General features: G+C 40.1%; 19 protein-coding genes. 9 read left to right on the top strand and 10 right to left on the bottom strand.

Going from position 1 to position 26,593, the window contains the following annotated elements; all coding sequences use genetic code 11:
- Positions 1-31: 31 nt before the first annotated feature.
- Complete coding sequence (locus A9970_RS10830) at positions 32-706, bottom strand: response regulator transcription factor (protein WP_182330631.1); 675 nt, start codon at positions 704-706, stop codon at positions 32-34.
- A gap of 121 nt (positions 707-827) precedes the next feature.
- Entirely contained in the window at positions 828-2,264 is a 1,437-nt protein-coding gene (locus tag A9970_RS10835) for a cell wall metabolism sensor histidine kinase WalK (protein ID WP_182982276.1), read from the bottom strand.
- A gap of 119 nt (positions 2,265-2,383) precedes the next feature.
- On the opposite strand from A9970_RS10835, the gene A9970_RS10840 reads away from it, so the two are divergent.
- Together A9970_RS10840 and A9970_RS10845 are read left to right on the top strand one after the other, a co-directional pair.
- Positions 2,384-3,751 (top strand): DUF4270 family protein, encoded by a 1,368-nt coding sequence (locus A9970_RS10840; RefSeq protein ID WP_153844418.1) that lies wholly within the window; start codon positions 2,384-2,386, stop codon positions 3,749-3,751.
- Positions 3,752-3,754: 3 nt separating this feature from the next.
- Positions 3,755-4,777, top strand: coding sequence for a kelch repeat-containing protein (locus A9970_RS10845; RefSeq protein ID WP_153844419.1), 1,023 nt, complete (start codon positions 3,755-3,757; stop codon positions 4,775-4,777).
- Positions 4,778-5,255: 478 nt separating this feature from the next.
- On the opposite strand, the gene A9970_RS10850 is transcribed toward A9970_RS10845, so the two are convergent.
- Genes A9970_RS10850 through dnaG form a run of 3 tightly spaced genes read right to left on the bottom strand, consistent with a single transcriptional unit; the run spans position 5,256 to position 8,683 of the window.
- Positions 5,256-6,284: a glutaminyl-peptide cyclotransferase gene (locus tag A9970_RS10850; RefSeq protein ID WP_153844420.1), complete on the bottom strand. Its 1,029-nt coding sequence runs from the start codon at positions 6,282-6,284 to the stop codon at positions 5,256-5,258.
- A 30-nt stretch (positions 6,285-6,314) separates the two neighbouring features.
- Positions 6,315-6,671 (bottom strand): YraN family protein, encoded by a 357-nt coding sequence (locus tag A9970_RS10855; protein ID WP_145330336.1) that lies wholly within the window; start codon positions 6,669-6,671, stop codon positions 6,315-6,317.
- 8 nt (positions 6,672-6,679) lie between these two features.
- Positions 6,680-8,683 carry a DNA primase gene (gene dnaG / locus A9970_RS10860; protein WP_182982277.1) on the bottom strand — a complete coding sequence of 668 codons (2,004 nt, stop codon included), beginning with the start codon at positions 8,681-8,683 and terminating at the stop codon, positions 6,680-6,682.
- Between the two features lie 226 nt (positions 8,684-8,909).
- Between dnaG and A9970_RS10865 the strand changes: the two genes are divergently transcribed.
- Positions 8,910-10,295 (top strand): nucleotide sugar dehydrogenase, encoded by a 1,386-nt coding sequence (locus tag A9970_RS10865; RefSeq protein WP_153844422.1) that lies wholly within the window; start codon positions 8,910-8,912, stop codon positions 10,293-10,295.
- A 139-nt stretch (positions 10,296-10,434) separates the two neighbouring features.
- Here the strand turns inward: A9970_RS10865 and A9970_RS28665 are convergent, their stop codons facing one another.
- Complete coding sequence (locus A9970_RS28665) at positions 10,435-10,626, bottom strand: hypothetical protein (protein WP_228280105.1); 192 nt, start codon at positions 10,624-10,626, stop codon at positions 10,435-10,437.
- A gap of 256 nt (positions 10,627-10,882) precedes the next feature.
- Positions 10,883-12,994: a M3 family metallopeptidase gene (locus A9970_RS10875; RefSeq protein ID WP_153844423.1), complete on the bottom strand. Its 2,112-nt coding sequence runs from the start codon at positions 12,992-12,994 to the stop codon at positions 10,883-10,885.
- A gap of 171 nt (positions 12,995-13,165) precedes the next feature.
- Between A9970_RS10875 and A9970_RS10880 the strand changes: the two genes are divergently transcribed.
- The gene (locus A9970_RS10880; protein WP_120335147.1) at positions 13,166-14,242 is read left to right on the top strand and encodes a DUF4407 domain-containing protein; all 1,077 of its coding nucleotides are present in this window, start codon (positions 13,166-13,168) and stop codon (positions 14,240-14,242) included.
- Between the two features lie 90 nt (positions 14,243-14,332).
- Here A9970_RS10880 and rmuC read toward each other — a convergent pair whose 3' ends face one another.
- Entirely contained in the window at positions 14,333-15,655 is a 1,323-nt protein-coding gene (gene rmuC / locus A9970_RS10885) for a DNA recombination protein RmuC (RefSeq protein ID WP_182982278.1), read from the bottom strand.
- Positions 15,656-15,858: 203 nt separating this feature from the next.
- On the bottom strand, positions 15,859-17,046 hold the full coding sequence (locus tag A9970_RS10890; RefSeq protein WP_159727490.1) for a formimidoylglutamase: 1,188 nt from the start codon (positions 17,044-17,046) through the stop codon (positions 15,859-15,861).
- A gap of 191 nt (positions 17,047-17,237) precedes the next feature.
- On the opposite strand from A9970_RS10890, the gene A9970_RS10895 reads away from it, so the two are divergent.
- The 5 genes from A9970_RS10895 to A9970_RS10915 all read left to right on the top strand — a co-directional run bounded on the left by A9970_RS10895 (position 17,238) and on the right by A9970_RS10915 (position 25,353).
- Complete coding sequence (locus A9970_RS10895) at positions 17,238-18,209, top strand: NAD-dependent epimerase/dehydratase family protein (RefSeq protein ID WP_182982279.1); 972 nt, start codon at positions 17,238-17,240, stop codon at positions 18,207-18,209.
- Between the two features lie 109 nt (positions 18,210-18,318).
- Complete coding sequence (locus A9970_RS10900) at positions 18,319-19,611, top strand: HAD-IB family phosphatase (protein ID WP_182982280.1); 1,293 nt, start codon at positions 18,319-18,321, stop codon at positions 19,609-19,611.
- A gap of 137 nt (positions 19,612-19,748) precedes the next feature.
- Positions 19,749-20,333, top strand: coding sequence for a hypothetical protein (locus A9970_RS10905; protein WP_182982281.1), 585 nt, complete (start codon positions 19,749-19,751; stop codon positions 20,331-20,333).
- A gap of 292 nt (positions 20,334-20,625) precedes the next feature.
- A complete protein-coding gene (gene mfd / locus A9970_RS10910) occupies positions 20,626-23,961 on the top strand; it encodes a transcription-repair coupling factor (RefSeq protein ID WP_182982282.1) in 3,336 nt (1,111 codons plus the stop codon).
- A 201-nt stretch (positions 23,962-24,162) separates the two neighbouring features.
- On the top strand, positions 24,163-25,353 hold the full coding sequence (locus tag A9970_RS10915; RefSeq protein ID WP_182982283.1) for a PLP-dependent aspartate aminotransferase family protein: 1,191 nt from the start codon (positions 24,163-24,165) through the stop codon (positions 25,351-25,353).
- A gap of 85 nt (positions 25,354-25,438) precedes the next feature.
- Here the strand turns inward: A9970_RS10915 and galK are convergent, their stop codons facing one another.
- Positions 25,439-26,593: a galactokinase gene (gene galK, locus A9970_RS10920; protein ID WP_182982284.1), complete on the bottom strand. Its 1,155-nt coding sequence runs from the start codon at positions 26,591-26,593 to the stop codon at positions 25,439-25,441.

Below are 26,593 nucleotides of genomic sequence, written 5' to 3' on the forward strand. Positions count from 1 at the left end.
GCCCTTGACGTCAATCCACGTGGAACACGTCTCAATCGACGGTAAGCATATACCCTACCCCTCTGACATTGATAATCTTGATCCGATCATCCTGACTGAGGTATTTCCGTATACGGCTGATAAACACATCCAAACTTCTTCCTGTAAAATATTTATCATGGCTCCAATAGGCACGCATGATATCCTCGCGTGGGATGACCTTATCTTTTTGTTCGTATAACTTCCGCAGCAGTTCACTTTCCCGGAAAGACAGCTTAAGCACCTCACCTTGATAAGTCAACTGATGTTTTAAGCTATCGAGGCTATAGTCTCCTATCATCAGCTTTTGGCCGAATAACATCTTGGGACTATTTTTCAATAGGGACTCTATCCGCACAACCAATTCTTCAATCTTAAACGGTTTTTTAACATAATCGTCCCCGCCCAAACGAAATCCCCTCACAACATCCTCTGTCTGCACTTTGGCTGTCAAGAAGATAATGGGCACCTGCGTATCTGATTCGCGTATTTTTGTTGCCAATGTAAAGCCATCCATGACGGGCATCATGACATCGACGACCAAAATATCCGGCCGAGCCGCTGTAAATGCTCCCAAGGCTTCGTGACCATTACTGCAATGGGTAACATGAAATCCATTAGCTTCCAAGCTATCGGCAACGATCATTCCGAGACTTGGCTCGTCTTCTACATATAAAATTTCAATCATAGCGTTGTCATTCAATCAAAATATATTTCGGCCTTGTTTCAAAGACATCTTTGGGATAAATTAGCCCAATTACTGCCCGATAAACAGCCCTATTTCTGCTCAGAAAAATAAATAATGCTGTCTATTTATACGGTAATCGGATACTGAAGGTACTTCCTTTTTCCAGCTCACTATCGACGGTAATCTTGCCATCGTGCCTTTTTACCACCTGCTTGACATAAGCAAGCCCCAAACCAAAACCCTTGACATCGTGCAGATTACCGGAGGGAACCCGAAAGAACATATCAAAAATCTGAGTATGGTATTCCGCGGAAATCCCTTTGCCATTATCTGTAATACGAATATGGACATTTTCCTTGGTTTCCTTCACTTCCACCTCAATATAAACCTGCTGTCCAGCGTATTTTATTGCATTTTCCAGCAAATTATTGATCACATTTTTTAAATGGGCTTCGTCGCCATTGATCCTTATCTCACTTGGAACAGCAATAAGCTTAAAGTCCACTTGCTTAGTTTTATTCAGCTGAGCAACTTCAATGGCTCCCTTCACCATGGCGACAAGATCGAAGTCAGTACGTTGCAAAACAATGCCCCTTGATGCATCGATATCCATTTGAAGCACTTTTTCAATCATATTGGACAGATGCTCCAGTTCCTTTTTGGAGATATTCAGATAGCGATTCATCTTTTCCCTGTCATCCTGTACACCATACAACTGTATAGCTTCTATGGCTGCCATGACAGTAGATACCGGCGTTTTGAGTTCATGTGTCATGTTATCGACGAAGTTCTTACGCAGCTCGGCCATCTTATTTTGGTTGAGAATGGTTTTCATCAAATAGAAGAATGTCCCGAGCAGCAGTCCAATCAAGAGCAGTGAGATTAACAGCTGCCAGCTTAAGCTATACAGCAGATACTTCCAATCCTCCTGAAACTTGATCACAAGAAATTCATTTTTTAATGGGTTGACCATCATGGGTCTCGTCCAAGCAAGATTTGCTTCGCGGTACTTGCGTCGCACATCTTTGATTTGATCGTGCGGAATGGTGACAATAGCCATTTCAAATGGCACTGATATGCTCTTATTGTTCAGGGATTCTTTAAACTTTCTTTCGATTAAATCCAGATTAGCTTTGTTCATCTCAAAGTCCCGGAACAGAAAGGGCGGGATAATTGCGCCTTGCCCTTCGCGGTCTTTGGGAAACATTTTCTCTCGTCTACCGTGGCTATCGCGATCAAAGCGCTCATTTTTAGGACGTTCGGCATTTACACGTTGTAAAGCCTTATCCAATTCAGCAGCGGGCACTAAGACCGAAAGCTCTCGTTTTACATCTTGGAGGAGTCGATTCCGATCAGCCTCCGGGCCATCTAACTGCCGATCACCATTGCGCGTTTGGTATGCCTCTTGAACAGCATTAAAGAGCGAACGCTCAGCGGTAGAAAGAAACAGGTCGCGACGATTTGTATAACTTCCATAAAGCCAAATTCCCAGTACTACAGTAATTCCTGCCCCTATTAAAACGATCAAACTGATCAGTAATTTAAATCTTCTACCCATAACTAAAACAAATTTAAATTACTAGATTTGCAATCGCTGTGGTAATTAACCATATTTAACAAAATATAACACTGATTAACAGTTGGCATTGATTACTTTTGCACTATTCAAAAATTAATATGATTAAAGACTTTAAGAGACGTAGTATTCAACTTTTACTTCCACTTTTTACATTGGCCGCTTTCGTTGGTTGTAATAAAGACATTTCGCTCTCATTGGATAGTTCAAGAGATGAAACAATCGGTTTAGTACCAATTGATACGGTTTCCGCCAAAGTTTCGACTTATCAATTGGACGATATTCCGACTTCCTCTACTGGAACAATGCTTGTCGGAAAGAATAGCAATGCTGTTACGGGTAGTATGAAGTCTACGGCTTATATGCGCCTCGGAGTAGGAACGATAAGCAATGCTTCTATACCTGATGATGCGGTACTGGATTCTGTGACCTTGGTATTAACGCCAAATAAATACTCTTACGGTGATACAACGAAAGTACAAAAGATATCGGTACACCGTGTTACGGAAGAAATCACGCAAACGCAGATTGATTTAACCAAACCGGTTGATGAACGTCCTGTTTTTGTCACTTCTGCAGCAATCTTCAGTAAACAAAAGTTTGCCTATGAAAATACGCCATTGGCAGAACTTTCCTTTAAACCACGTATACAATCAGCAGATTCATTATTCTTTAGGTTCAACAGTACCATTAGCAATGAGCTATTTACGATGATCAAAAATAATGACAACCGGATTCAGAACAGCACAAGCTTCCAAGAGTATTTCAAAGGATTGGCACTTGTTCCTGACAATAGCAATACTGCAGTTATCGGATTCAAGGACACTGTATTTTTACAAGTGCACTATTCGTTCCTGAATAATGAAGGGACGAAATCTGTTGGCAAACAATATTTTTCCATTGACAACAAGGCTTACCAGTACAATCAAATTGAAGCAGATCGCTCTGCAACAAAGTTTGCGCCGATGAGCTTAAAAAATCCTCAAATTTCGAGTCAACAAACTGATGGAAATGTGTTTTTAGAGGGTTCAACGGGTGTTGTAGCAAAAATTGAGTTTCCAACGTTATTAGAATTGGTGAATAATCCATCAATTGCAATTAATAAGGCTGAACTTGTCATTGAAGTCCCTAACGGAGCTTCCAGTATTTTTGATCAGCCGCAAAGTTTAGTCTTAATGGTGGCAAGTAATAATGGAAATCCGATTAGTTTGGTAACTTCACCTTATTCGACAACAACACAACAAGCAACATTAGTGCGTGGAAATGATTTTGGTTCGAATGGAACATATACATTCAATCTTATTGAATATTTAACAAAAATTAAAACAACAGCATACAATAATACTTCATTATATCTATCTTTACCGACATCGGGTTTGTTTTCAACTGGAAATAGATTAATATTGGCAAAAGATAATGAGAATGATCCGAAAATTAAATTAAACATCCTTTATACTAAATTTCAATAATTTATGAACAAGAAAAATTGGCTACTCGTTTTATTAGCTTTTGTATTTACAGTTACAACTTTCTCTTCTTGTAAAAAAAGTGACGACAGCTCAACCAAATCAGACGAATGGTTTGCAAAAGCTGCTTTTAAAGGCCCACAAACTTCATCTGCTGCTAGCTTTTTGATAAATAATGTTGCATATGTCACTACTGGTCTAGCAAGTAATGCTGGTGGTAAGCCTTTCCGTGTGAAAGATACGTATGCGTATGATGCAGCATCAGATACTTGGGCTGAAAAAGCGCCTTTCACAGGTGTTGAGAGAAACGGTGCCATCGGTTTTTCCATTGGTAATATCGGTTATGTTGGTGGTGGAAATGACGGAACAAACAACCTAACAGATTTCTACAAATTTGACCCTACGGCTAACAGCGGAAAAGGTGCTTGGTCAAGCATTGCTCCACTTCCTATTGCTTTATCAAATGCGGTAGCTTTTACTTTAAATGGCGCTGCTTATGTTGGAACAGGTGAAACTGTCGTTAGCGGTGGAACAACAAATACAAATGAGTTCTACAAATATGATCCAGCTGCTAATACTTGGCAAGCAATTAGTGATGCTCCTTTTTCAGCGAAAAGAAAAGCAGCTTTCTCTTTTGTTGTCAATAATGTAGCCTATGTAGGTGGTGGTATCTCTAACGGTTCTTACCCAAAAGATTTCTATAAATTTGATGGTAGCAAATGGACTAAATTGAACGATCTAAACAGAGCAGATGATTCATATACTTACGATTTGACTCGTTCAAATGCTTCTGCTTTCGCAATCAATGGTACTCCATTCGTTGTTGGTGGTTACAAAAATGCTGTTATCAACAGCACTTGGAAATATAATATTTCTGGTGATTACTGGACGAATGATAACGGCGCTTTCGCTGGTTCAGCACGCCAAGATGCTGTTGGTTTCGCTGTAGGAAACAACGGTTACATCACTACTGGACTTAATGGTTCATCTCGTTTTGACGATACTTGGATGTTTACTCCGATTTATTAATCGAAATAAAATCAATATAAAAAAAGGGATGAAGTTTCAAACTTCATCCCTTTTTTTTGCTTCAAATATTTTGTTTCTATTGGTTAAAAAAGATTTCTAGGTCTCTTTTATGGCTGTCCGCTATAGCGAAATCAGTCATCAATATAGCATACATCCAGCTGCTATTTACTAATATAGGGCAACTCTCTTGTTCTTCATTAATTGAGGTGCACCTGACGAGAGATCTGCTCGTCATAATATTTCATTCTCTCCATGCAGTTTTAAAAGCTTCCGATACAGTTTTAAAAGCGATCTCTCTCAGCCCGGTGCGTCATTATAAAAAAGATGGAATTGAAAGCCTCACACGATAACATCCATACTTCAAAGAAGAATGGGGGCAATAAAAAAACCTTGTCAGATAATTCTGACAAGGTTTCCATTTTATGCGAACTTGCAATACTTTCGACCTCACGAAGAAAGGTTAAGATCTGAAGTTCATTTATTTTTCAACTGTCTTGATTTCAAATAATGTATTCCATAACTTCCCTGTTATAAAGAGACGCTTTCCGGCTTGGTCGTAAGCAATTCCATTCAATTCATTGTCATATGCGGAAGTATGCTCATAGATACCTACAAGATTAATCCGTCCTTCTACCGCTCCTGTTTGAGGGTTGATTATAACAATAACATCTTTTTGATAGACATTTGCGTAGACTTTGCCGCCTATATATTCCAGTTCATTAAGTTCATCCACTGGCCCAGCTTCATCGTAAACTCCGATAGCGTTTAGCTCCTTACCGGTCGTTGCATCTAAAAAGAACAATTTATTGGATCCATCAGACTTTATCAAATGCTGCCCGTCGTAGGTCAAGCCCCACCCCTCTTTGCTATTTTCATATTTAAAGGAACTTTCCTTTACAAACGAGTTTTTATCAAAGACATATCCTTCTCCCTGTTGCCACGTTAACATAAATAACTTATTACCTACCAATGTCATTCCTTCGGCAAAAGTCTTTTCATCAAATTTGATTTCCTTGAGTACTTTACCTGTTTTTAGGTCGACCTTTCTCAAGTTTGACTCACCATAACGGCCATTAGATTCGTAGAGAATGCCATCAGCAAACTGTAGCCCTTGTGTAAAAGCAGTCGTATCGTGCGGGTATTTGTTGACAACCTCAAAACCATAGTTCTTCGCATTTTCAGGTACAACATAAAATGTACTTGAAACAGAATCGGGTTTTCCAGCATTGTATACCAAGGCGGAAATATTACGTGTACCGTAGGCCATATCTTTGGTATCGATCGTAATTGCCGTAGTGTCAGTTGAGGACCCCACATGTTTATCATCAACAAAATAAGCCACAGAGTCCATTGATACTGATTCAAATTTCAATTTCAACTGGACTTGAGCTCCTTTTAAAACAGCTTGATTTGCTCCAGGAGATGCAAATTCCAAACTTGATTTTTTTGACTTACAAGAAGCAAAAGCTAGCGCTGCAATTGCCATAAAATAAGTGATTTTTCTCATCTATGTATAATTATTTATAAGTACGTATCCTTAACTATCCCAAAACGCATCTTTGATATGGTTGAGTACTGTTTTGGGAGATCTTGTTATTGCGACAACATCAAATCTGACTTCACCGACATAACCTGTTTTAAGAATATAAGCCTGTGCTGCACGAATCAGTAATCGCTGTTTTTTGCGATCTACAAATTCGTAGGGTTCACCGAAATCCGTTCCCGACCGTGTTTTTACTTCAACGAATACCAAGGTATCCCTGTCCACGACAATCAAATCTACTTCTAAATTCTTAAATCGCCAATTTCTTAACACTATTTTATAGCCTTGCTCCACGAGGTATTCCATGGCCATTTGCTCACCCCATTCGCCCGTTTCAAGATGCTTGGCCATATCAAGTATTACTTAACAATCGTATTTCCCAGAAAGCCTCCCAAGAGCCGTTCAGCTTCTTTAAGTTTCTGATATTTAAAAATAAGGACTTCTAGGTTTGCCACATCTTGTTCATGTTTCATTTCTTCACGAATATGATGCATTTCTGCCTCAATCTTACGTTTCTTAATCCGATAAATTGCTGTAACAACAAGTTGTTTTAAATGCTCGTATTCCTGCGTTACATAAATTTTACGCTTATCGTCATTCCAATTTTCGCTGAGCGAATATTTACTGGCAACACTATTAATCGCCAAATCGGATATTGTTGTATCCGAATTCGAATAAAACTGCTTAGCATCTGGAATTTCGTAATTTTCTGCAGCATCTCTATAGACTTTTAAAATATAGGCCGCAGCTTTATCCTTAAATTCGATGTCGCCGATATTCCCTAGTAGCAGTCCTGCAACGGGAATATCCCCGTCACCTTCCCAGGTTGCCAGATAATCCCCATAGTTGATTAAAATACGGACAATCTCCCGTTCCTGAAGAATTTCCGAAGTCAGTTGTACCGGTTGTTCGACATTCTCCATAGGAGCTATTCCCCCTCTTTCATCGTCTGTCATGAAGAAATCCGGAGGTGGACCGTCCATCCCAAAAGGTGGCATCCCTGCATTTGGAGGGGGGCTCTGTGGTTTACGAGCAGCATCCTTATCTGCCTTCTTTGCTCTATTGAGCCTAATCTTGTTGAGTTCAGCCAATAAAATGCGCTCTTCGATATCCAAAAGGCTGCTACATTCCCGGATAAAAACCGAAACCTTAATTTCATCGGGAATCAATGCAATACTTTCGACGACATCACGGATTACCGAAGCCCTTTTTATTGGATCGTTATTGGCATCGCGAAGCAGGATATTCGTTTTGTAGAAAATAAAGTCCTGCTGATTGGATTTGACATAATCTTTAAAAGCTGTGGCGCCAAACTTTTGCACGTAAGAGTCGGGGTCATTACCGTCGGGAAAAAGCAGCACTTTAACGTTTAAGCCTTCTTCGAGCAGCATATCTGTACCGCGTAGGGAGGCTTTGATCCCTGCTTCATCCCCATCATAAAGTATGGTCACATTCTTTGTGAATCGGGAAATAAGCTTGATCTGACCTGTTGTCAAAGACGTTCCCGAGGAGGAAACAACATTTTCGACTCCAGCTTGATGTACCGAAAGAACATCGGCATAGCCCTCTACCAAGTAGCAATTATCCTCTTCCATAATTGCCTTTTTGGCAAAATTCAATCCATACAGCACATCGGATTTATGGTAGATTTCGCTCTCGGGAGAGTTTACATATTTGGCGACCTTTTTATCCGTCTTTAGTGTCCGACCACCAAAGCCAATAACACGCCCTGTCAGGTTATGAATCGGAAACATGACCCGGCCACGGAAACGATCATATAAAGATTTATCATCGCGTTCAATAGCCAAACCACTCGCGGCCAAATAATCTGGGTGAAAACCCGCTACCTGTGCTTTATCGACCAATGCAGTCCATTCCTCCGGCGAATAACCCAATTCAAATTTTTTGATAATATCCTCCCGGTAGCCACGCTCCTTGAAATAGTTGAGTCCGATGACCTGGCCCATTTCAGTTTTCCAGAGTTGTTCAGCAAAGAATTTACTGGCCCAAGCACTTAGGACATATAGACTTTCCCGTTTATCCTGCGCAGCAAGCTGGGCTGGAGAACGCTCGATTTCTTCAATTTGAATCGAATATTTATCGGCTAAATAACGGATGGCTTCCGGGTAAGAGAACTTTTCCAGTTCCATGACGAATTTAAGGGAATCTCCACCAACACCACAACCAAAACACTTATAGATACCCTTTGACACAGAAACGTGGAAGGAAGGCGTCTTTTCATGGTGAAAAGGACAATTTCCAATCAAAGAAGTTCCCCGTTTCTTTAAATCAACGAAGTCTCCCACCACCTCTTCTATCCGTGCTGTTTCCAGTACCTTATCAATAACTTCCTGCTTTATCAAACCGTTTCTTTTTTAATGTAAAATTAGAATAAATCTTTTGCATCTCCACTACGAAATGGCTTCTTTAATGGCATTGCAGAAGGGCAATGAAACAAATAGAAGGAAAAACAATGGATGAGCCAGTTCGTCTAAATAAATTGTTTTGATATGCTGTGCTTTGTATTGCATATCAAAAGCAATTTATCTAAGTTTGTTCTTCAATTTATAGCTGATTAAGATAATCAAAATGAGCAAAACAATCAAGAAAATATGCTGTATAGGTGCTGGTTATGTCGGTGGACCTACCATGTCAGTTGTTGCAAAGCAATGTCCACATATTGAGATTACGATCGTCGACGTCAATGCCGCCCGTATTGCGGCTTGGAATGATGAGAATCTAGACAACCTTCCTGTATACGAACCTGGCTTACAAGAGATTGTTGCAGAAGCGCGTAATCGTAATTTGTTTTTCTCAACCGATATCGAAAAAGCTATCGACGAGGCCGACATGATTTTTATTTCGGTCAATACACCGACTAAGAATTACGGAAAAGGCAAGGGAATGGCTGCAGACTTAAAGTATATTGAACTTTGTGCACGGCAGATCGCAGCGGTTGCCAAAAACGATAAAATTGTTGTTGAAAAATCGACTTTACCCGTCCGCACTGCGGCAGCTTTAAAAAGTATCCTTGATAACACGGGTAATGGTGTTAATTTCCATATTCTTTCCAACCCTGAATTTTTGGCTGAAGGCACAGCAATACAGGATTTAATCAATCCAGACCGTGTGCTTATAGGCGGAGAGAATGATGAAGCTATCGCCGCATTGGTCGACATCTATGCACATTGGGTAAGTCGCGACAAGATTCTCACAACGAACCTTTGGTCATCTGAACTTTCAAAACTAACCGCAAATGCCTTTTTAGCACAACGTGTCTCCTCCATTAACTCCATCTCGGCACTATGCGAGAAAACAGGGGCAAACGTAGATGAAGTTTCCAAGGCGATTGGTATGGATTCCAGGATTGGATCCAAATTTCTGAAAGCTTCTGTAGGTTTTGGTGGCTCTTGTTTTCAAAAAGATATCCTCAATCTGGTTTATATCGCACGAAGTTACGGTCTCACAGAGGTTGCCGAGTATTGGGATCAAGTGATTTTGATGAATGATTATCAAAAACAGCGATTTGCGGACAACATTATCCAAACATTGTATAATACTGTATCGGGCAAAAAGATTGCGTTCTTAGGCTGGGCATTCAAAAAAGACACCAATGATACACGTGAATCTGCAGCGATCTATGTTGCAGATTATCTATTGAGTGAACAAGCTGAAATCACGGTCTATGACCCCAAAGTGTCTGCTGAACGTATCTATGCCGACCTCGATTATCTGAATACGCGCTCTTCGGAAGAAAACCGAGCTTTGGTAAAGGTTGTCAATACCGCCTATGAGGCTTGCAATGATGCACATGCAATTGCAGTATTGACTGAATGGGATGAATTTAAACGTTATGACTGGGCCAAAATTAAGGAGCACATGAAAAAGCCTGCATTTGTGTTCGATGGCCGTAAACTATTGAACCGTAAGGAACTTGAAGACCTTGATTTTAAATATTACGCGATAGGCGAGTAATCAATATATAGATAAAAAGAACCCTCAGCATATAGTCGCATAAGTGTATGCAACTATAACTGAGGGTTTTGTTTGTGCCTGTTGTCAACGCGTAAGGAAAGAGAGATGAAACACAAGCGATGCAACAGGACTTTTTATCTTAATTATTCAGCATTCCATAAAACTCATTCATGTAATAAGATTCTTGGAGTGCATCCCTGAAATTCTGCCATTGTTCTTCATCAAATGAAAATACGATATCTGGATAAGGTGTTTTCATAATCAACCGAAATTCACCATCTGGAAATGTGCTAAAAAAGAGCTCATCACCATTACTTTTCGTAATATTCAAGAAATCGAAGAATTTATTCCTCGTAAATGTCAGTACAAAACTTTGTTGCCAGATATAATATGTTTGACACTTATGGCAAACACTAATATGGGTATCTCCTCGTTGGCTTAGAATTTTTGTGTCACACATACTACCTACATTTATTTAGACTCATTATAAATAATATTCAAATGTAAGAATAGTTTTTAGAATAACAAGTACCTGAACAAAAAAAAGGCGATATATTTCTATATCGCCTTTTTTTGATTAGAGAGCATTAGTTCAAACCTCTCTTTTTCAATAGATATTTTGGATCTGGATCTGCACCTCTAAATGTACGGTACATTTTAGCGGGATCATCAGTACCTCCTTTTTCAAGGATATTTTTACGGAAAGAATCCGCTGTCACTTGATCGTACAATGATTTTTCCTTGAAAGCTGCGAAGGCATCTGAATCCAATACTTCAGACCAGATATAGGCATAATAACCTGCAGAATACCCTCCAGCGAAGATATGTTGAAAATATGTACTTCTATAGCGCGGAATAATAGCGTCAATAATACCTATTTTTTTCATTGCTGTTTTTTCAAAGCCATTAATGTCTTTTGAAATTTCTTTTGTGGTAGCATGATAATCCATGTCTAACAACGCGGCAGAAAGGTATTCAACGGTTGCAAATCCTTGATCAAAGGTACCGGCCTTTTCCATTTTCTGAATCAATGAATCTGGCATTGCTTCTTTGGTCTTATAATGCTTAGCATATGTTCTTAACACCTCTGGATCCGCTGCCCAATTTTCCATCACTTGTGAAGGTAGTTCAACAAAGTCACGTGGTACAGAAGTTCCCGCCATTGAACGGTATCTTACATTGGAAAGAAGACCATGCAAAGCATGTCCAAACTCATGGAACAAGGTAGTCGCTTCATCAAATGTCAACAAGGCAGGATTTTTCCCCACTGGTTTTGTGAAATTGCATACGATGGAAATTACTGGAGCAACACGTTTGCCATCTTTTGTTGACTGGTTACGGTAAGAAGTCATCCAGGCACCCCCTCGTTTTGACTCACGCGGGAAGAAATCGGCATATAGCAGACCTAAATGTGAACCGTCTTTGTCTTTAACTTCATACACTTCCACATCTTTATGGTAAGTTGGGACATTGTTTAAGGCTACAAATGTCAAACCATATAATTTATTGGCTACAGCAAATGCTCCTTCACGAACTGCAGGGAGGCTCAAATAAGGTTTAATTTCGTCCTCATTCAATGCGAAGCGTTTTTTGCGAATAATCTCTGTATAATATCTCCAATCGTAAGGGGCCACAGCAAAATTACCTCCTTCAGCCTTAATTTCCTTTGCTATATCTGCTTCTTCACCTTTTGCTTTAGCGAGTGCTGGAGTCCAAAGTTTATTTAATAGTGCATAGACATTGGTCGGATTCTTCGCCATTGATTCCTCTAGTACATAGGCCGCATGTGAAGAATAACCCAATAATTTTGCTTTTTGAAGACGGAGATTAACAATTTTTTGAATGATCGCCTTATTATCGTTGGTGTTATCTTGATTACCGCGTAGCTGATATGCCTCCCAAAGTTGCTTTCTCAATTCACGATTTTTTGCATATTGAAGAAAGGGCATAATGGAAGGATTCTGTAAGGTAAACACCCACTTATCCTTCTTTCCTTTTGCTACGGCTTCTTCAGCTGCTGCTGTTTTCAACGATTCTGGCAAGCCTTCCAATTGGCTAGCAGAATCAACGACCAGTGTATAAGCATTGGTTTCAGCAAGCAAATTTTGTCCGAATTGCGTTGTTAATGTTGAAAGCTCAGCATTAATTTTTTTCATTTTTTCCTTATCAGCATCCTTTAAATTCGCTCCGGAACGTACAAAACTTTTATAGGTTTCTTCCAACAGTTTATTGTCCTGTTCGTCTAATCCAAGTGTATTTCGGCTGCTCCAAACTGTTTTGATACGGTCAAATAGTTTGGTATTCATCGAAATTTCATCAGAATGACTCGATAAGATGGGGGCCAAATCTTTTGCTATCGCCTGAATACTGTCATTTGTATTGGCACTATTTAGATTATAAAATACAGTAGATACATTACTCAATAATCCACCTGCATTTTCTAGGGCGACTATCGTATTTTGAAATGTTGCTTTATCCGAATTGTTGACTATCGTGTCAATTTCCAAATTGTGTACTTTTATCGCTTCATCAAAAGCTGGCCTAAAATGCTCTGTTTTGATCTTGTCAAAAGGAGGTACATTAAATGGGGTTTCGTAAGCCAATAAAAGAGGATTATCTGTCATCACTTTTTTTTCCTCACAACCAACAAATGCAGTTGCCACTATCGCAAAGAATGGCAAAAGTTGTCTTTTCTTCATATTATCTGATTATTCCTGATTTTTTTTTCAAAGATAATAAAATTAGGCAAATGGTAGGCCTCGTTAAGGAGGTGTGCAAAGGAACCTGAAAACAGTCATCGTATTGTAAAACAAAAACTTATTCATAAACCTTGTTAAAAATAATCTGTCAATTTGGATAAAAATATTTTAATGAGCGATATTAACCGTTTCTTTTGGAGATGTGCGGGGGTACATCAAGAAACTCTTGAAAAATATCCGGAAGAGCATAGTAAGTACACAGCCATAGGTGCTACTATTTTTTTTACGGGATTGTTTGCCAGCCTTTCGGGTGGCTATGCCATGTATTTCGTATTTAGTGGTGGGGCATTTGACTGGCTTTTGGCCATTGTATTTGGCATCATTTGGGGTTTAGCGATATTCAATATGGATCGCTATATTGTACTTAGTATAAATAAATCAAAAAGTGGCCTTATGCAGCTTCTGCAGGCTCTTCCACGAATTTTATTGGCAATTTTGATTGGTTTGGTTATCTCTAGGCCATTGGAGTTAAAAATCTTCGATAAAGAGATTCGAGAAAACCTCCGTGTACGTTTTCTCGCAGATCAACGCGCTAAAATCGACACGCTCAACAGTACTTTCAATAAGAAATATGCCAATGAGGTTTCGCTTTTAAAAGCGATTACGGTCGAACGTGATTCATTGGAAGCCAGTATTAAAAATGATCGTACAAAATTGAATTACGAGATATTCGGGAACAAAACAACTGAAACATCTGGTGTCATGGGATATGGCCCTTATGCCAAAATGAAAGAAGAAGAGCTGAAGAAAAAAGAGGGTTATTTGGACACTTTACGGAACAAGATAACGACCCAACAAAACGCAATACGTCAGAAACAGAAATTTGAAGGGATATTGGACCAAAAAGTCTTATCCAACGCTTCTTTGGACAGCGCCGTCAATGTCGCTGGTTTTGCAGACCGCAACTCTGCGCTGGGCAATCTAAGGTACGATGCCAATGGAAAGGTCAACGAATCCAATGCAAATGCTGTATTTTTTATTGCGCTGCTTTTTGTCTTCCTCGAATGTCTTCCGGTAATCGTCAAGCTCTTGGCAGGAAAGGATCCTTATGACAACGAAGTCCAAAACCAAAGGACTATTCATGATTACGAATCAGACACCAATGTCACTGTTCAAAAAGAAGCTGTAGATCGTTTAAAGGATACGTATGTGGATGTTTCCATCAATAAGCGGATGAAAGAGCTTTAGTAGAACCTCTAGCATAAGTTAGCAGAGCAGGCTTTGCTTTGCACGGTTAAAAATTATAAACGGGCTTACCTTTCGGCAAGCCCGTTTTTGTTAATCTTCCTCATCTAAAAATTTGGAATCGATCTGTTTATTTGCTTTGGCTCCTAAACGTTTTAATTTCTCCACTTTTCCGATCACGTTCCCAGCGCCTGTAGAGAGTTTTTTAGTTGCATCTTCATGGCTTTTTAATGCGCGCTCCAACTGATTTTGCACCTGTTCCATATCGTTCAGAAAGCTCACAAATTTATCGTACAAACTCCCTGCTTCCTTGGCGATTTCAATCACATTGCGTGTCTGGCGCTCTTGTTTCCATATACTGGCGATGGTACGCAATGTCGCCAACAATGTCGAAGGGCTAACGATTACAACCTTACGATCCCAGGCATCGCTGAATAGATCTGGTTTTTCAGCGACGGACATACTCAATGCAGATTCAATCGGCATAAACAGCAGGACAAACTCCGGGGATTCGATACCATATAACTCGTGATAGTTTTTTGCGGAGAGTTCTTTCACGTGATTTTCCACAGACTGTACGTGTTGTTTTGCGAATATTGCGCGGTCCTCGTCCGTCTCAGCATTGACCCAACGTTCGTAGGCAATCAGCGAAACTTTTGAATCCACAATTAGATGTTTATCTTCAGGGAGGTCGATAATAGCATCGGGCTGCATTCTTCTTCCTTCGGCGTCCATAAGAGAGACCTGTAATCTAAATTCGCGATCGCGCATAAGTCCCGAACGCTCCAAAACCCGCTCTAAAATTACCTCGCCCCAATTGCCCTGCTTTTTGGTATCCCCTTTTAATGCCTTGGTTAAGCTATTGGCTTCGTCTTTAATTTTAAGGCTCTGTTCGACCAGCTGAAGGACAACTCCCTTTAAAGAATTTCTTTCCGCTGCCTCTTGATTGTAATTTTTATCGACTTTCTCTTCAAACAATTTGATTTTTTCCTTCAATGGATCCAAGATCAAGCCCAGGGAACGGTGATTGGTCTCTGTAAACTTTTGTGTCTTCTCCTCCAATATTTTATTGGCAATGACCTGAAACTCATTGTTGAATTGTCGTTTAATCTCGGCGATTTCATTCTTCTGTTCCTGAAATTTATCGAGCTGCGCCTCATAAAAAGAACGTGTACTCTCTAAAGACCGCTCTGCGACCAGAAGATTCTCCCGTTCCTTATCCAATTCATTTTTTAGCATAAGACGTTCTTCCAGCAAACTTTGTTCCCGCTGTTGCGATCTAGCGAGCTCAATTTTTAGTGTTTCAACCTCTTTATTGTACGCAGGACCGGCACTGGTATCGGTATTCTTTTTTAGTACCAATATGATCAAAATGACCAATAACAATACGATTCCCGCAAAGAAAAATATTTCCATGATTTGTATTTTCTGAAGATGGTGTATGCTTACCTGAGCAGGTCTATTTTGCCATCACTGCATTTAATTAAAACTATAACGTCTCAAACTTAATGGATCGACAGGACTAAAAACAGATAACTCCAATCTGTAATCAGTTTGCACGATGTATTACACACTTCTCTATGGTAAGGCGTAATACCAATGTCCCTCTTAGAGGTACATTATTGTAACTTTTGGTGTGTTTTCCACCATAGATCAGGCATTTCACCTGAAACAGCCAATTGGTAGTCTTCATAACGGCAAGGCACGAGGTAATAGCGTTCATTGACTGATTTAGATCCAAAATAAGGCACTTGAATCCACCAACGGTCTGATTTTTTACTTTTCACAAAGACCAATTCATGTTCTTCATTTTCCAGTGTCGTGCGATAAATGATATAAGATGATTTGGGGTACAGTGGCGTATCTTGTTTACGGTTATAGTAACCATCAATAAAGCACCAGATCATTTGGGAAACCAACATAGCCGTCTGCTCCATTGGATCAAAAGTTGGATTGAATTCATAAAAACCGATGGAAGAACATTTATCCGACATCCCGGCATAGCGGGCGAGTTGACAAGCTTCATCGCCAAATAAGCCATTGGGCATTGCATTGGCATTTCCAGGTGCTTCAGAGGCGCGAATGGCTCCAATATCAAAACTAATTAAATCTGCTGCTCGGATCAAAGGCTCTGATTGGTCCATTTTACCGGCAATCATACCGACTCGTGTCGCATTAAAAAATAGTTTATCATACATGTTGATAGACTCTTTACTTACGAGGTAGGTTTGATAGGCTATGGCATTTAAATTGAATAAATAGTCTGGCTGGTGCAAAATAATATGGTTCACATACGATCGGGAATTCAGGCTTACATTTTCGGCATTTTCCTCATCAAGGTCAAAACGGGCATCTATAATCGCCAGCTCTATCTTTCGCTCTAAGTTTTGATACCCCAAATATTGTGCATAAGTGAGATCCTGTCCACCACCAATGATAATCGGAAGAATATTTTCTTTGACCAGTTCCTCTACGACAGATTTTAAAGCGATATAGGTATCTTGAATTGTATTACCGGCTTTGATATTTCCCAAGTCAACGATATTCATCTTATAATCGCCCTGATATAGCGCATAGAGATGTTTTCGTACAGCATCCGGCGCTTTATCCGTTCCATTATTATTCATGGATGCACGATCTTCCTCCACACCGACAATAGCCAATTGAGGCTGTTTATCCGCTTCCCAGCTCGGAAAATCTGTTTCATAGGCTTGAATAACGTTTCCTAGTTGAGAACTCAAGAACCCATGCTCAGGAGCAAAACCTGTAATTGAAATCGGGCTAAAGAATACGGACAGTGATGACATAAGCTATAATTTGTAAAATCTCCTATTTGTTCTGAAAACGACTGTTTTAATTGGACTGAAAGAAGCTACCTTGGCTTTCATGGCGTTTGAGACCTGCGAAAGCATGAAGGTTTTTTCAGGATGCAATTCACACAAATATCCATTTATTAACTAACTTTTGAAAACATTATTTTTAACAGTATCTTTATCAAGTGATATTAATAACTGGAGGAACAGGTTTTTTAGGGTCTACACTAATCAGACAGTTGATAGACCAAGGAATTGACGTCATTGCCATCAAAAGAGCTCAATCGACTATTCCGACCTCGTTGTTATCTTCTTCGTTGGTTCAATGGATCGATGCTGATATCAACAATTATTTTGAATTAGAAGATGCTCTTGAAGGGGTTACTAAAGTGTTCCATTGTGCAGCATTGGTTTCCTACCAAAAGAAAGACACTAAAGCGCTCTTTAAAGTGAATGTGGAAGGAACGACAAATCTGGTCAATCTTTGCCTTGAAAAGGGCATTCGCCTGCTCCATGTCAGCTCGATCGCAGCTTTAGGGACAAATAGAGACAACCTGCCGGTATCCGAAAAAGACCATTGGGAACACAATTCACTGACATCCAACTATTCGTTATCAAAATATCAGGCGGAGATGGAGGTGTGGCGTGGCATTACCGAAGGTTTAAGTGCAGTTATTGTTAACCCCTCAGTAATTTTAGGTGCTTCGGCAAACGAGAAAGGCTCTGGAGCTATTTTTTCGATGATCAATAAAGGTCTACGATTTTACCCGAAAGGAAGTGTCGGCGTTGTTGACGTAGAGGATGTTGCTGCGATCATGATTCAATTGATGGAAAGAGATGATATTAGTGCTGAGCGCTATATCATCAATCATCTCAATATAAGCAACAAGGATTTGTTGAGCGTGGCAAGTGTATTAATGAACAAGCCAGAACCGACAATCGAAGTTTCGGAGACCTTACTCCAAATTGCCTCTACTGTTTCCAGTATGCTTTCCATATTTAAAAAATCGGAGACAACATTGACCAAAGAAACTGCGGCGGCTTCAAGTGCCAAATTGCAGTATTCCAACGCTAAAATCCAGGAACTTCTAAACCACAGTTATCGGCCTTTGGAACAAACGCTAAAGGAAATTGCAGATTTATATAACAAACAGTAAAACTATAACATAACAAACAACCGAACCTTGAAACCATCGGAAACCTACCGATATCGTAGATCAGCACTCAGCGCTATTGCTCACGATCGTTTCATAAAAAAATAACAAGATGAAAAACTATTACATCATTGATTTTGATAGTACATTTACACAAGTAGAGGCACTTGATGAACTTGCACGGATCTCCCTTGAGAACCATCCGGATCGCGAATCTATTTATCACGAAATTGAGCGGTACACCAATCTTGCCATGGAGGGCAAACTATCTTTCCGTGAAGCTTTGGCTGGTCGCGTAAAACTCTTAAATGCCAATAAATCTCATCTGGATAAACTTGTTTCACATCTTAAGAAAAAGGTTTCAACCTCTTTTTCCCGAAATCGTGAATTCTTCAAGAAACACTCCGACACAGCATGGATTGTTTCAGGAGGTTTTAAGGAGTTTATTACCCCTGTTGTTACACCGTATCATATCAAGACTGAAAATATCTATGCCAATACATTCAGATTTGATGAAGAAGGTAATATTATCGGTTTTGATGAAGAGAATCCATTATCAAATGAAGGTGGAAAAGTGCAATTATTAAAACAATTAAATATTGAAGGAAGACTCTTTGGCATTGGTGACGGCTATTCAGATTTTCAACTGAAAGAATCGGGATTAATTGAAAAATTCTTTGCATTTACAGAGAATATCCAACGTAAAAGTGTCACTGAGAAAGCAGACTTCATCACACCTAGTTTTGATGAGTTCTTATATGTAAATGATCTGCCCCGTGCAATATCCTATCCTAAAAACCGTATCCTTTGTTTGATTGTGGGCGACGTACCAGAAATAGCGGCTCATATCTTAAAAAGAGACGGTTTTTCTATCCGTACAAAAGATACCTTCGAAGAAAAGTATGTGAAGGATGTAGGGATGCTTCTATTGGGGGACAATATCGATATCAGTGATGAGCAACTCCAACATGCTGACAAATTAAAAACGATCGGATATTTGGGCGATATCAGAGGGCATATCAATAAGGATATCTGCAATGCTAAAGGTATTGTCGTTTTCGATGATAAGAAAAAGAAAAAGAAAAATTCAGAGTTTATACCTCGGCGGATGGCCGATTTTATCAACAATGGTGATACTTATTTAAGTCGCAACTTCCCAAATCTGATTTTACCAAAAGTAAAACAGGTAACAAGATTACTGCATATCCACCAAAACGTTCCCGGAATTATGGCGCAGATCAATAAGGTCTATGCCCAAAATAACATCAATATCGTTGCCCAATTTCTAATGACCAAAAGTGACATAGGCTATGCGGTAACCGATATACAAGGTGAATATGATAAAGATCTATTGAAACAACTCAAACAGATCGACAATACAATTAAGTTCAGAATATTGTATTAATAGCAGACGTCGGTAAATATGGGCGGCAGCTATTGCCTACCTAAATTTCGGCTTATGAAACGAGAAATTTATTCAGGCACACTTTCAGTGTGCCTGAATTTTCGCTCAACAACTCTTTTTACACTAAAACACAGATTATGTCCTTACATCAAGATGCCGAATTAAAGAAAGCTGTCCTTGACCTACCCCAGAAGGAAAAAGACAAACTCCTTGTACGCCTGATAAGCAAGGACAAAATGCTGATCAAGCAATTGCATTTCCAATTACTGGAGAATGCGGACGATTTAGAGGAACGTATTGAAAAACTACGAAAGCAACTGGCGCAATTGTTCGATATTGGTTTAAGTCAAATTGGCAATACGCCACAACACAGTAATTTTATTGCACTTAGTAAGCTGGTGAAACAGGCAAGCGGTTTAGTGAATGAACACGAAAAAGTCACCAAGGACAAAATCAGTGAAGTAGAATTTAGATGCTATATCCTGAAGAGAACCATTGCTGATTACGACAGGCTTTTCGACTCCTCTTATCAGTCTGCCGCCCACAAATTGCATAAATATATAACAGGGCGTATAAAGCATGCGGTGGGTAAATACAGTAAACTTCATGAGGACTTTCAGTTCGACTACCGGGAAGATTTTCAAAATACACTGGATGCTTTTGGTAATACAACACTTAAAAGCTATATTAGTGAACAGAAGATTGACCTCGACCTAAATTAATCATGAGAAATAGCAAAAACCGCGTTAAAATTGGATCCTTTCATGTTACAGCTTACGAGCAATATAAATTAATTTACTTGGCCACATTATTGGTGTTGCTCGCTTTTGCCTACACCTTTTACCTCGCGAAATAAACTCCTGCACAGATCAATCTGTTATAGCTTTTGAGCTCCCCAAAGTCATGCCCTTCTTAACGAGGGATTCAGCGATTTTTTTACCAAAAAATTTAGTACTTCATACCCAATACTTGATACTATTTCGTTAAATTCGCAATTATTCGAAATTTTTGCTCGTGGGAATTCAAGAAATATTAGAAAAATACAGCCAAAGCGAATCTGTCCAGTCGCTTACCAAGGCCATGCAATCCAAAAACCCAAAGATTCAGCTGAAAGGGCTTATTGGATCTTCGGATGCGTTCATAGCCGTATCTTCTTACAACTTACAGGAACGTCCAATGGTCTTTATCTTACCGACTCATGAAGACGCTTCTTATTTTTTAAGTGATCTAGAAAGCCTATTGGATAAGCAGGTTCTTTTTTTCCCTTCGTCTTATCGCAAAGCATTTGATTTTACACAAACTGACTCTGCCAATGTATTGCAACGTGCGGAGACTTTAAGTTCACTCAACCATACTTCGGAATTACCGAAAATGGTTGTTACTTATCCGGAGGCTATTGCTGAGAAAGTGATTAACCGCAACGACTTGGATAAAAACACGTTGGAAATAACGGAAAACACGGCTCTAAGTATTGATTTCATCAACGAATTTTTGATCGAATATGATTTCGAACGTGTCGACTTTGTGTATGAACCGGGGCAATTTGCGATACGCGGTGGCATCGTAGATATATTTTCTTTTTCGAATGACCTCCCATACCGTATTGAATTCTTTGGCGATGACATCGAAAGCATACGTACATTTGACATTGAATCCCAGCTGTCTGTCAAAAAAATCCACAAAGTAACCATTGTACCAAATGTCCAAGCGAAATTCCTGACATCCCAACACATTTCCTTATTGGAATATGTAGATCAAGACGCTACGATCTGGATCAAAGACGCTCAATTTACATTAGATATTGTAAAAGATGGGTTAAAGAAGGCGGAAAAATTATGGGCGGGACTAACAGATAAGCAGAAAAAAGATAATCCCGAATGGCATAACCCAGCCTATGAGTTTACAGATGAGAAGAATCTCAATGCCTTATTCTTTGAGTTTCCAATCATCGAATTTGGTAAACAGTTCTTTTATAAAGCTGAGGTAACACTCAAGTTCGATATCCATCCCCAACCTTCGTTCAATAAGGATTTTAATCTCTTAATCCATAATTTCAAGGAGAATGAGGGCCAGCGGATCCAGAACCTTATCTTTTCAGATTCAACCAAACAGGTAGAACGTATCTATACGATTCTAGAAGATCTTGATAAATCGGCGACCTTCATTCCGATTCATAAAGCTTTACGGGAAGGTTTTAGAGACAACAGTTTAAAGTTAGCCTGTTACACGGATCACCAAATATTTGACCGCTATTATAAATATAAACGTAAGAAGGCTTACGAGCGCTCACAGGCAATTACACTCAAAGATCTACGGGATCTTAAACCGGGCGATTTCATTACCCACATTGACCATGGTGTCGGCCGCTACGGTGGTTTGGAAAAAGTGGACGTCAACGGTAAGTCCCAAGAAATGATCCGCTTGATCTATGCGGACAATGACCTTTTGTATGTGAACATCAACTCCTTAAACCGCATTTCCAAATATTCCGGCAAAGAGGGTACTGTTCCCAAAATGAATAAATTGGGTACCGACGCCTGGGACAAACTCAAGAAGACGACCAAGAAAAAAGTCAAGGATATTGCGCGCGACCTGATCATGCTTTATGCCAAACGAAAGGCCCAGCATGGAAATGCTTTCTCACCGGATAGTTACCTACAGAATGAACTGGAGGCTTCCTTTATCTACGAAGATACCCCCGATCAGGAAAAAGCTACTGCCGATGTAAAAAAAGATATGGAGTCTCCACATCCAATGGATCGATTGGTCTGTGGGGATGTTGGTTTCGGAAAAACGGAGATTGCTATCCGTGCGGCTTTCAAAGCCGTAGCAGACAGTAAACAGGTTGCCGTGCTTGTACCGACGACAATTCTTGCGCTACAGCATTATCGGACTTTTTCGGAACGACTAAAGGGTCTTCCATGCACGATCGACTATATCAATCGTTTCAAAACGAGCAAACAGATTAAAGATACGTTAGCAAGGCTTGCCGAAGGAAAAATAGACATTATCATTGGCACACACCGCCTTGTCAGCAAAGATGTCAAATTCAAAGATCTTGGTCTAATGATCATTGATGAGGAGCAAAAGTTTGGCGTTACCGTAAAGGAAAAATTGAAAGTCATGCGTGCGAATGTAGACTCGCTGACATTGACAGCAACGCCAATTCCAAGAACATTGCACTTTTCATTAATGGGGGCCCGCGATCTGAGTATCATCTCGACTCCCCCACCCAACCGTCAGCCTGTACAGACCGAACTCCACGTTTTCAATGAAACACTGATCGGGGAGGCCGTCAGTTACGAACTTGATCGTGGTGGACAGGTATTCTTTATCCATAATCGTGTTGCAGATCTTCCGCAGCTGGGCAATTTGATCCGTAAGCTGGTTCCAGGAGCCCGCGTCGGTGTTGCACATGGCCAACTTGAAGGTGATGAGCTCGAGGATGTGATGCTTAAGTTTATCAATCACGATTTCGATGTCTTAATCGCAACAACGATTATTGAAGCAGGTCTTGATATTCCAAACGCGAATACGATTATTATTAATCATGCACATATGTTCGGACTGAGTGACCTGCACCAAATGCGGGGTCGGGTCGGTCGCTCCAATAAAAAGGCTTTCTGTTATTTACTGAGTCCGCCATTATCGACTTTAACACCGGAGGCCTATAAACGACTTTCTGCGATAGAAGAATTTTCCGAACTGGGCTCTGGATTTAATGTTGCCATGCGCGATTTGGATATACGTGGCTCGGGAAACCTATTAGGTGGCGAACAGTCGGGATTTATTGCAGAGATCGGTTTCGAGATGTATCATAAAATCTTGGACGAAGCTATTCAGGAACTGAAAGAGGATGAGTTCTCAGCAGTATTCGCTGATGAGAAAGAACGAAAATATGTGTCCTTTACGCAAATTGACACCGACCTTGAGGTATTGATCCCTGATGAATATGTAACCAATATCACGGAACGATATAATCTGTATACAGAACTCTCTAAATTAGAGAATGAGCAGCAATTGGCAGCCTTTGAAAAAGAACTTGAAGATCGCTTTGGCCCTATCCCACGAGAAGTATTTGAATTATTCAATACACTCCGTTTACAGTGGTTTGGTAAAACGATCGGATTCGAAAAAATAGCGTATAAAAAGCATACACTGAAAGGTTATTTTGTCAATAACCCCAAGTCGAGCTACTTTGAATCTGATCAATTCGGCCGAGTACTGTCCTTTGTGCAAAGCCATCCGGAGATCAGCAACCTCAAAGAAGTCAAAGGCCAGCTTCGTTTAGCGTTAAACAATGTGAATACCATTGGTTATGCGTTGAGCCTTCTGAAAGAAATGCTGTAAGACATATTGATGCATCCGATATAAATAAAATCTACATATTGAGTAGATTTTATTTATATTTGATATACAAGACAAACCTTCTTCGAGCTGTTAGCACCAACAGTGCTTTCAAACGAGCTAAGGGTTCCTTACGATCAAAGATTCGACAAGATCGAGTTATGGATACTTAAGGCGATACAAGCATCAATCAATATTATTAGTATGGCTACCAATACCGAAACGATACTCGTCCATGAAGGACAGCAATTCAACCAGACATCTGCAGTAACTACTCCAATCTATCAGACATCCACATACATTGCAGATCCTGACCCAACGGAATACATCAAGGCTGCTACCGAACCGAAACACCCTTATTTTTATCATCGTCATGGCAACCCAACGAATAGCCAAGTAGCGTCCATCCTAGCAAAATTGGAAAAAACGGAGGATGCACTTGTATTTGCAACAGGTATGGCAGCGATCAGTACTGCCATATTGGCCATCGTTAAATCGGGTGATCATATTGTCGCCCAACATGCACATTATTCCGGAACAGCTATTTTCTTTAAAGAGTTCCTAACGGATTATGGCATCACGGTTACGGCTGTGGATCAAACAGATGTTTCAGCTTTTGAAAAGGCTATTCAAACAAATACCAAACTGATTTATATAGAGACTCCATCGAATCCAAACCTCAACATTAGCGATTTAAAAGCACTCGGAGAGCTTGCTAGAAAACATGGAATCCAGAGTATGGTCGATAATACATTTGCCTCCCCTATCAATCAAACACCGACAGATTTTGGAATAGACGTCGTTGTCCACAGCGCCACGAAATATTTGGGCGGACACAGCGACCTCACTGCAGGCATCGTCTGCGGTACGCAGAACTATATCGCCAGCGTATGGAAACGATCCGTCGCTTTGGGAGCATCACTTGCACCGCTTGATTCCTGGTTACTATTACGGGGATTGAAAACATTAAGTCTACGCGTCAAACAGATCAATATAAATGCGCTGAAGCTGGCCGAATTTCTGGATCAACATCCAAAAATCAAAAAAGTCAGTTATCCTGGATTACCCAATCATCCACAACATGAGCTCGCAGCCCAACAAATGAACGGTTTCTCGGGTATGCTTTGCATCGATGTCAATGGTAAAGATGAAGAAGAGGCATTTTTAAATGCGCAGAAACTCATCAATGGGCTGCATATATTTATCAATGCAGCCAGTTTGGGAGGGGTCGAATCGCTTATTGTACACCCCGCGAGTATGTGGGGCGGTCATCATACGAAGGAACAGAAAGAAGCTTCCGGAATCACGCTAGGCATGTTGCGCATCTCTGTTGGAATTGAGCATGCCGATGATCTAATCGCCGACTTAAAACAGGCATTAGACCAGCTTAACTAGGACTTGTGTGGTAAGTCGTTATCAAAAAAGACAAAAAATAAGGGGAATAGCATGTTCATGTTATTCCCCTTACTGTACCTATGTCTTATGAAAGTACGCGGGTACCATCGGCAATCCTGACCTGAATAACCGAAAGTTCTTTATCAAATTTCTGTTTGTATTCTTTTTCGAGTGTTGGCAAAATTGAAGGTAATACACCTTCTTTGACGATATTGATTGTACAGCCACCGAAACCGCCACCCATCATTCGGGCACCGATCACCTCTGGAAATTGCTTGACGTAATCCACTAAATAATCCAGTTCCGGACAACTGACTTCATACACTTTACTTAATCCTTCATGGCTCTGAAAAATATACTGTCCAAGCTGAACAACATCTCCTGAACGTAGTGCATCACACGATTTCTCTACGCGTTCATTCTCACGGACCACAAAGCTAGCTTTCGCATAAATATCGGCATCTTTATCTTTCACCAATTCATCAAGCATCGCTATGGTTACATCACGCAGGTTCTTGACTTCCGGGTATTTTTCCTGTACCCATGCAGACGCCTGTTCGCATTGTTCACGACGTGTATTGTAAGCTGTAGAAGCTAATGAGTGTTTTACGTTTGTATTCAATAACACAACTTCATAACCCTTAAGATCAAGTGGAACATACTCGAAACCCAAAGTACGGCAATCCAGTTTGATGACATTTTTCTCTTTACCAAAGGCAGAAGCAAACTGATCCATGATACCACACATCACACCAGCATAGGTATGTTCGGCCTTTTGTGCAATCTGTGGAATCTCAAGTCGTTCGACCTGCAAATCGAACAATTCGCTGAGTGCTAAGGTAACGGCACATTCAACGGCTGCTGAAGACGATAATCCGGCTCCCAATGGCACATCGCCATCGATATACAGGTTGAATCCACCTAGCGTTGCCCCACGTTTCTGATACTGATCAACTACCCCGAGAATATAGTTTGGCCAATGTTTTTCTGAGATTGCAATATCTGCTAGTTTTACCTCATGACGCTCTTTATAATCTTCCGCATAAAGCACAATGTTATCATCCGATCGCTTACTTACAGCAACGTATATTGCTTTGTCAATTGCGGCAGGCAATACAAATCCATCGTTATAATCCGTATGTTCTCCAATAATATTAATCCGTCCAGGGGAAGTAACGACAAGAGGTTCCTCCTGGTAGAGTTCTTTAAATCTATTTACAATTGTATCTTTTGTTATCAT

It is taken from the genome of Sphingobacterium sp. UME9, assembly GCF_014170215.1.
GTDB classification, from domain to species: domain Bacteria; phylum Bacteroidota; class Bacteroidia; order Sphingobacteriales; family Sphingobacteriaceae; genus Sphingobacterium; species Sphingobacterium paramultivorum.

What these genes read in the sequence shown, in the direction of transcription:
- A9970_RS10835 (WP_182982276.1), bottom strand. Translation starts at nt 2,264, where the DNA reads ATGGGTAGAAGATTTAAATTACTGATCAGTTTGATCGTTTTAATAGGG.
- A9970_RS10890 (WP_159727490.1), bottom strand. Translation starts at nt 17,046, where the DNA reads ATGTCATCACTGTCCGTATTCTTTAGCCCGATTTCAATTACAGGTTTT.
- A9970_RS10915 (WP_182982283.1), top strand. Translation starts at nt 24,163, where the DNA reads ATGGCTACCAATACCGAAACGATACTCGTCCATGAAGGACAGCAATTC.
- A9970_RS10875 (WP_153844423.1), bottom strand. Translation starts at nt 12,994, where the DNA reads ATGAAGAAAAGACAACTTTTGCCATTCTTTGCGATAGTGGCAACTGCA.
- galK (WP_182982284.1), bottom strand. Translation starts at nt 26,593, where the DNA reads ATGATAACAAAAGATACAATTGTAAATAGATTTAAAGAACTCTACCAG.
- A9970_RS10855 (WP_145330336.1), bottom strand. Translation starts at nt 6,671, where the DNA reads ATGGCCAAGCATCTTGAAACGGGCGAATGGGGTGAGCAAATGGCCATG.
- A9970_RS10880 (WP_120335147.1), top strand. Translation starts at nt 13,166, where the DNA reads ATGAGCGATATTAACCGTTTCTTTTGGAGATGTGCGGGGGTACATCAA.
- rmuC (WP_182982278.1), bottom strand. Translation starts at nt 15,655, where the DNA reads ATGGAAATATTTTTCTTTGCGGGAATCGTATTGTTATTGGTCATTTTG.
- A9970_RS10850 (WP_153844420.1), bottom strand. Translation starts at nt 6,284, where the DNA reads ATGAGAAAAATCACTTATTTTATGGCAATTGCAGCGCTAGCTTTTGCT.
- A9970_RS10905 (WP_182982281.1), top strand. Translation starts at nt 19,749, where the DNA reads ATGTCCTTACATCAAGATGCCGAATTAAAGAAAGCTGTCCTTGACCTA.
- A9970_RS10830 (WP_182330631.1), bottom strand. Translation starts at nt 706, where the DNA reads ATGATTGAAATTTTATATGTAGAAGACGAGCCAAGTCTCGGAATGATC.
- A9970_RS10865 (WP_153844422.1), top strand. Translation starts at nt 8,910, where the DNA reads ATGAGCAAAACAATCAAGAAAATATGCTGTATAGGTGCTGGTTATGTC.
- A9970_RS10900 (WP_182982280.1), top strand. Translation starts at nt 18,319, where the DNA reads ATGAAAAACTATTACATCATTGATTTTGATAGTACATTTACACAAGTA.
- A9970_RS10845 (WP_153844419.1), top strand. Translation starts at nt 3,755, where the DNA reads ATGAACAAGAAAAATTGGCTACTCGTTTTATTAGCTTTTGTATTTACA.
- A9970_RS10840 (WP_153844418.1), top strand. Translation starts at nt 2,384, where the DNA reads ATGATTAAAGACTTTAAGAGACGTAGTATTCAACTTTTACTTCCACTT.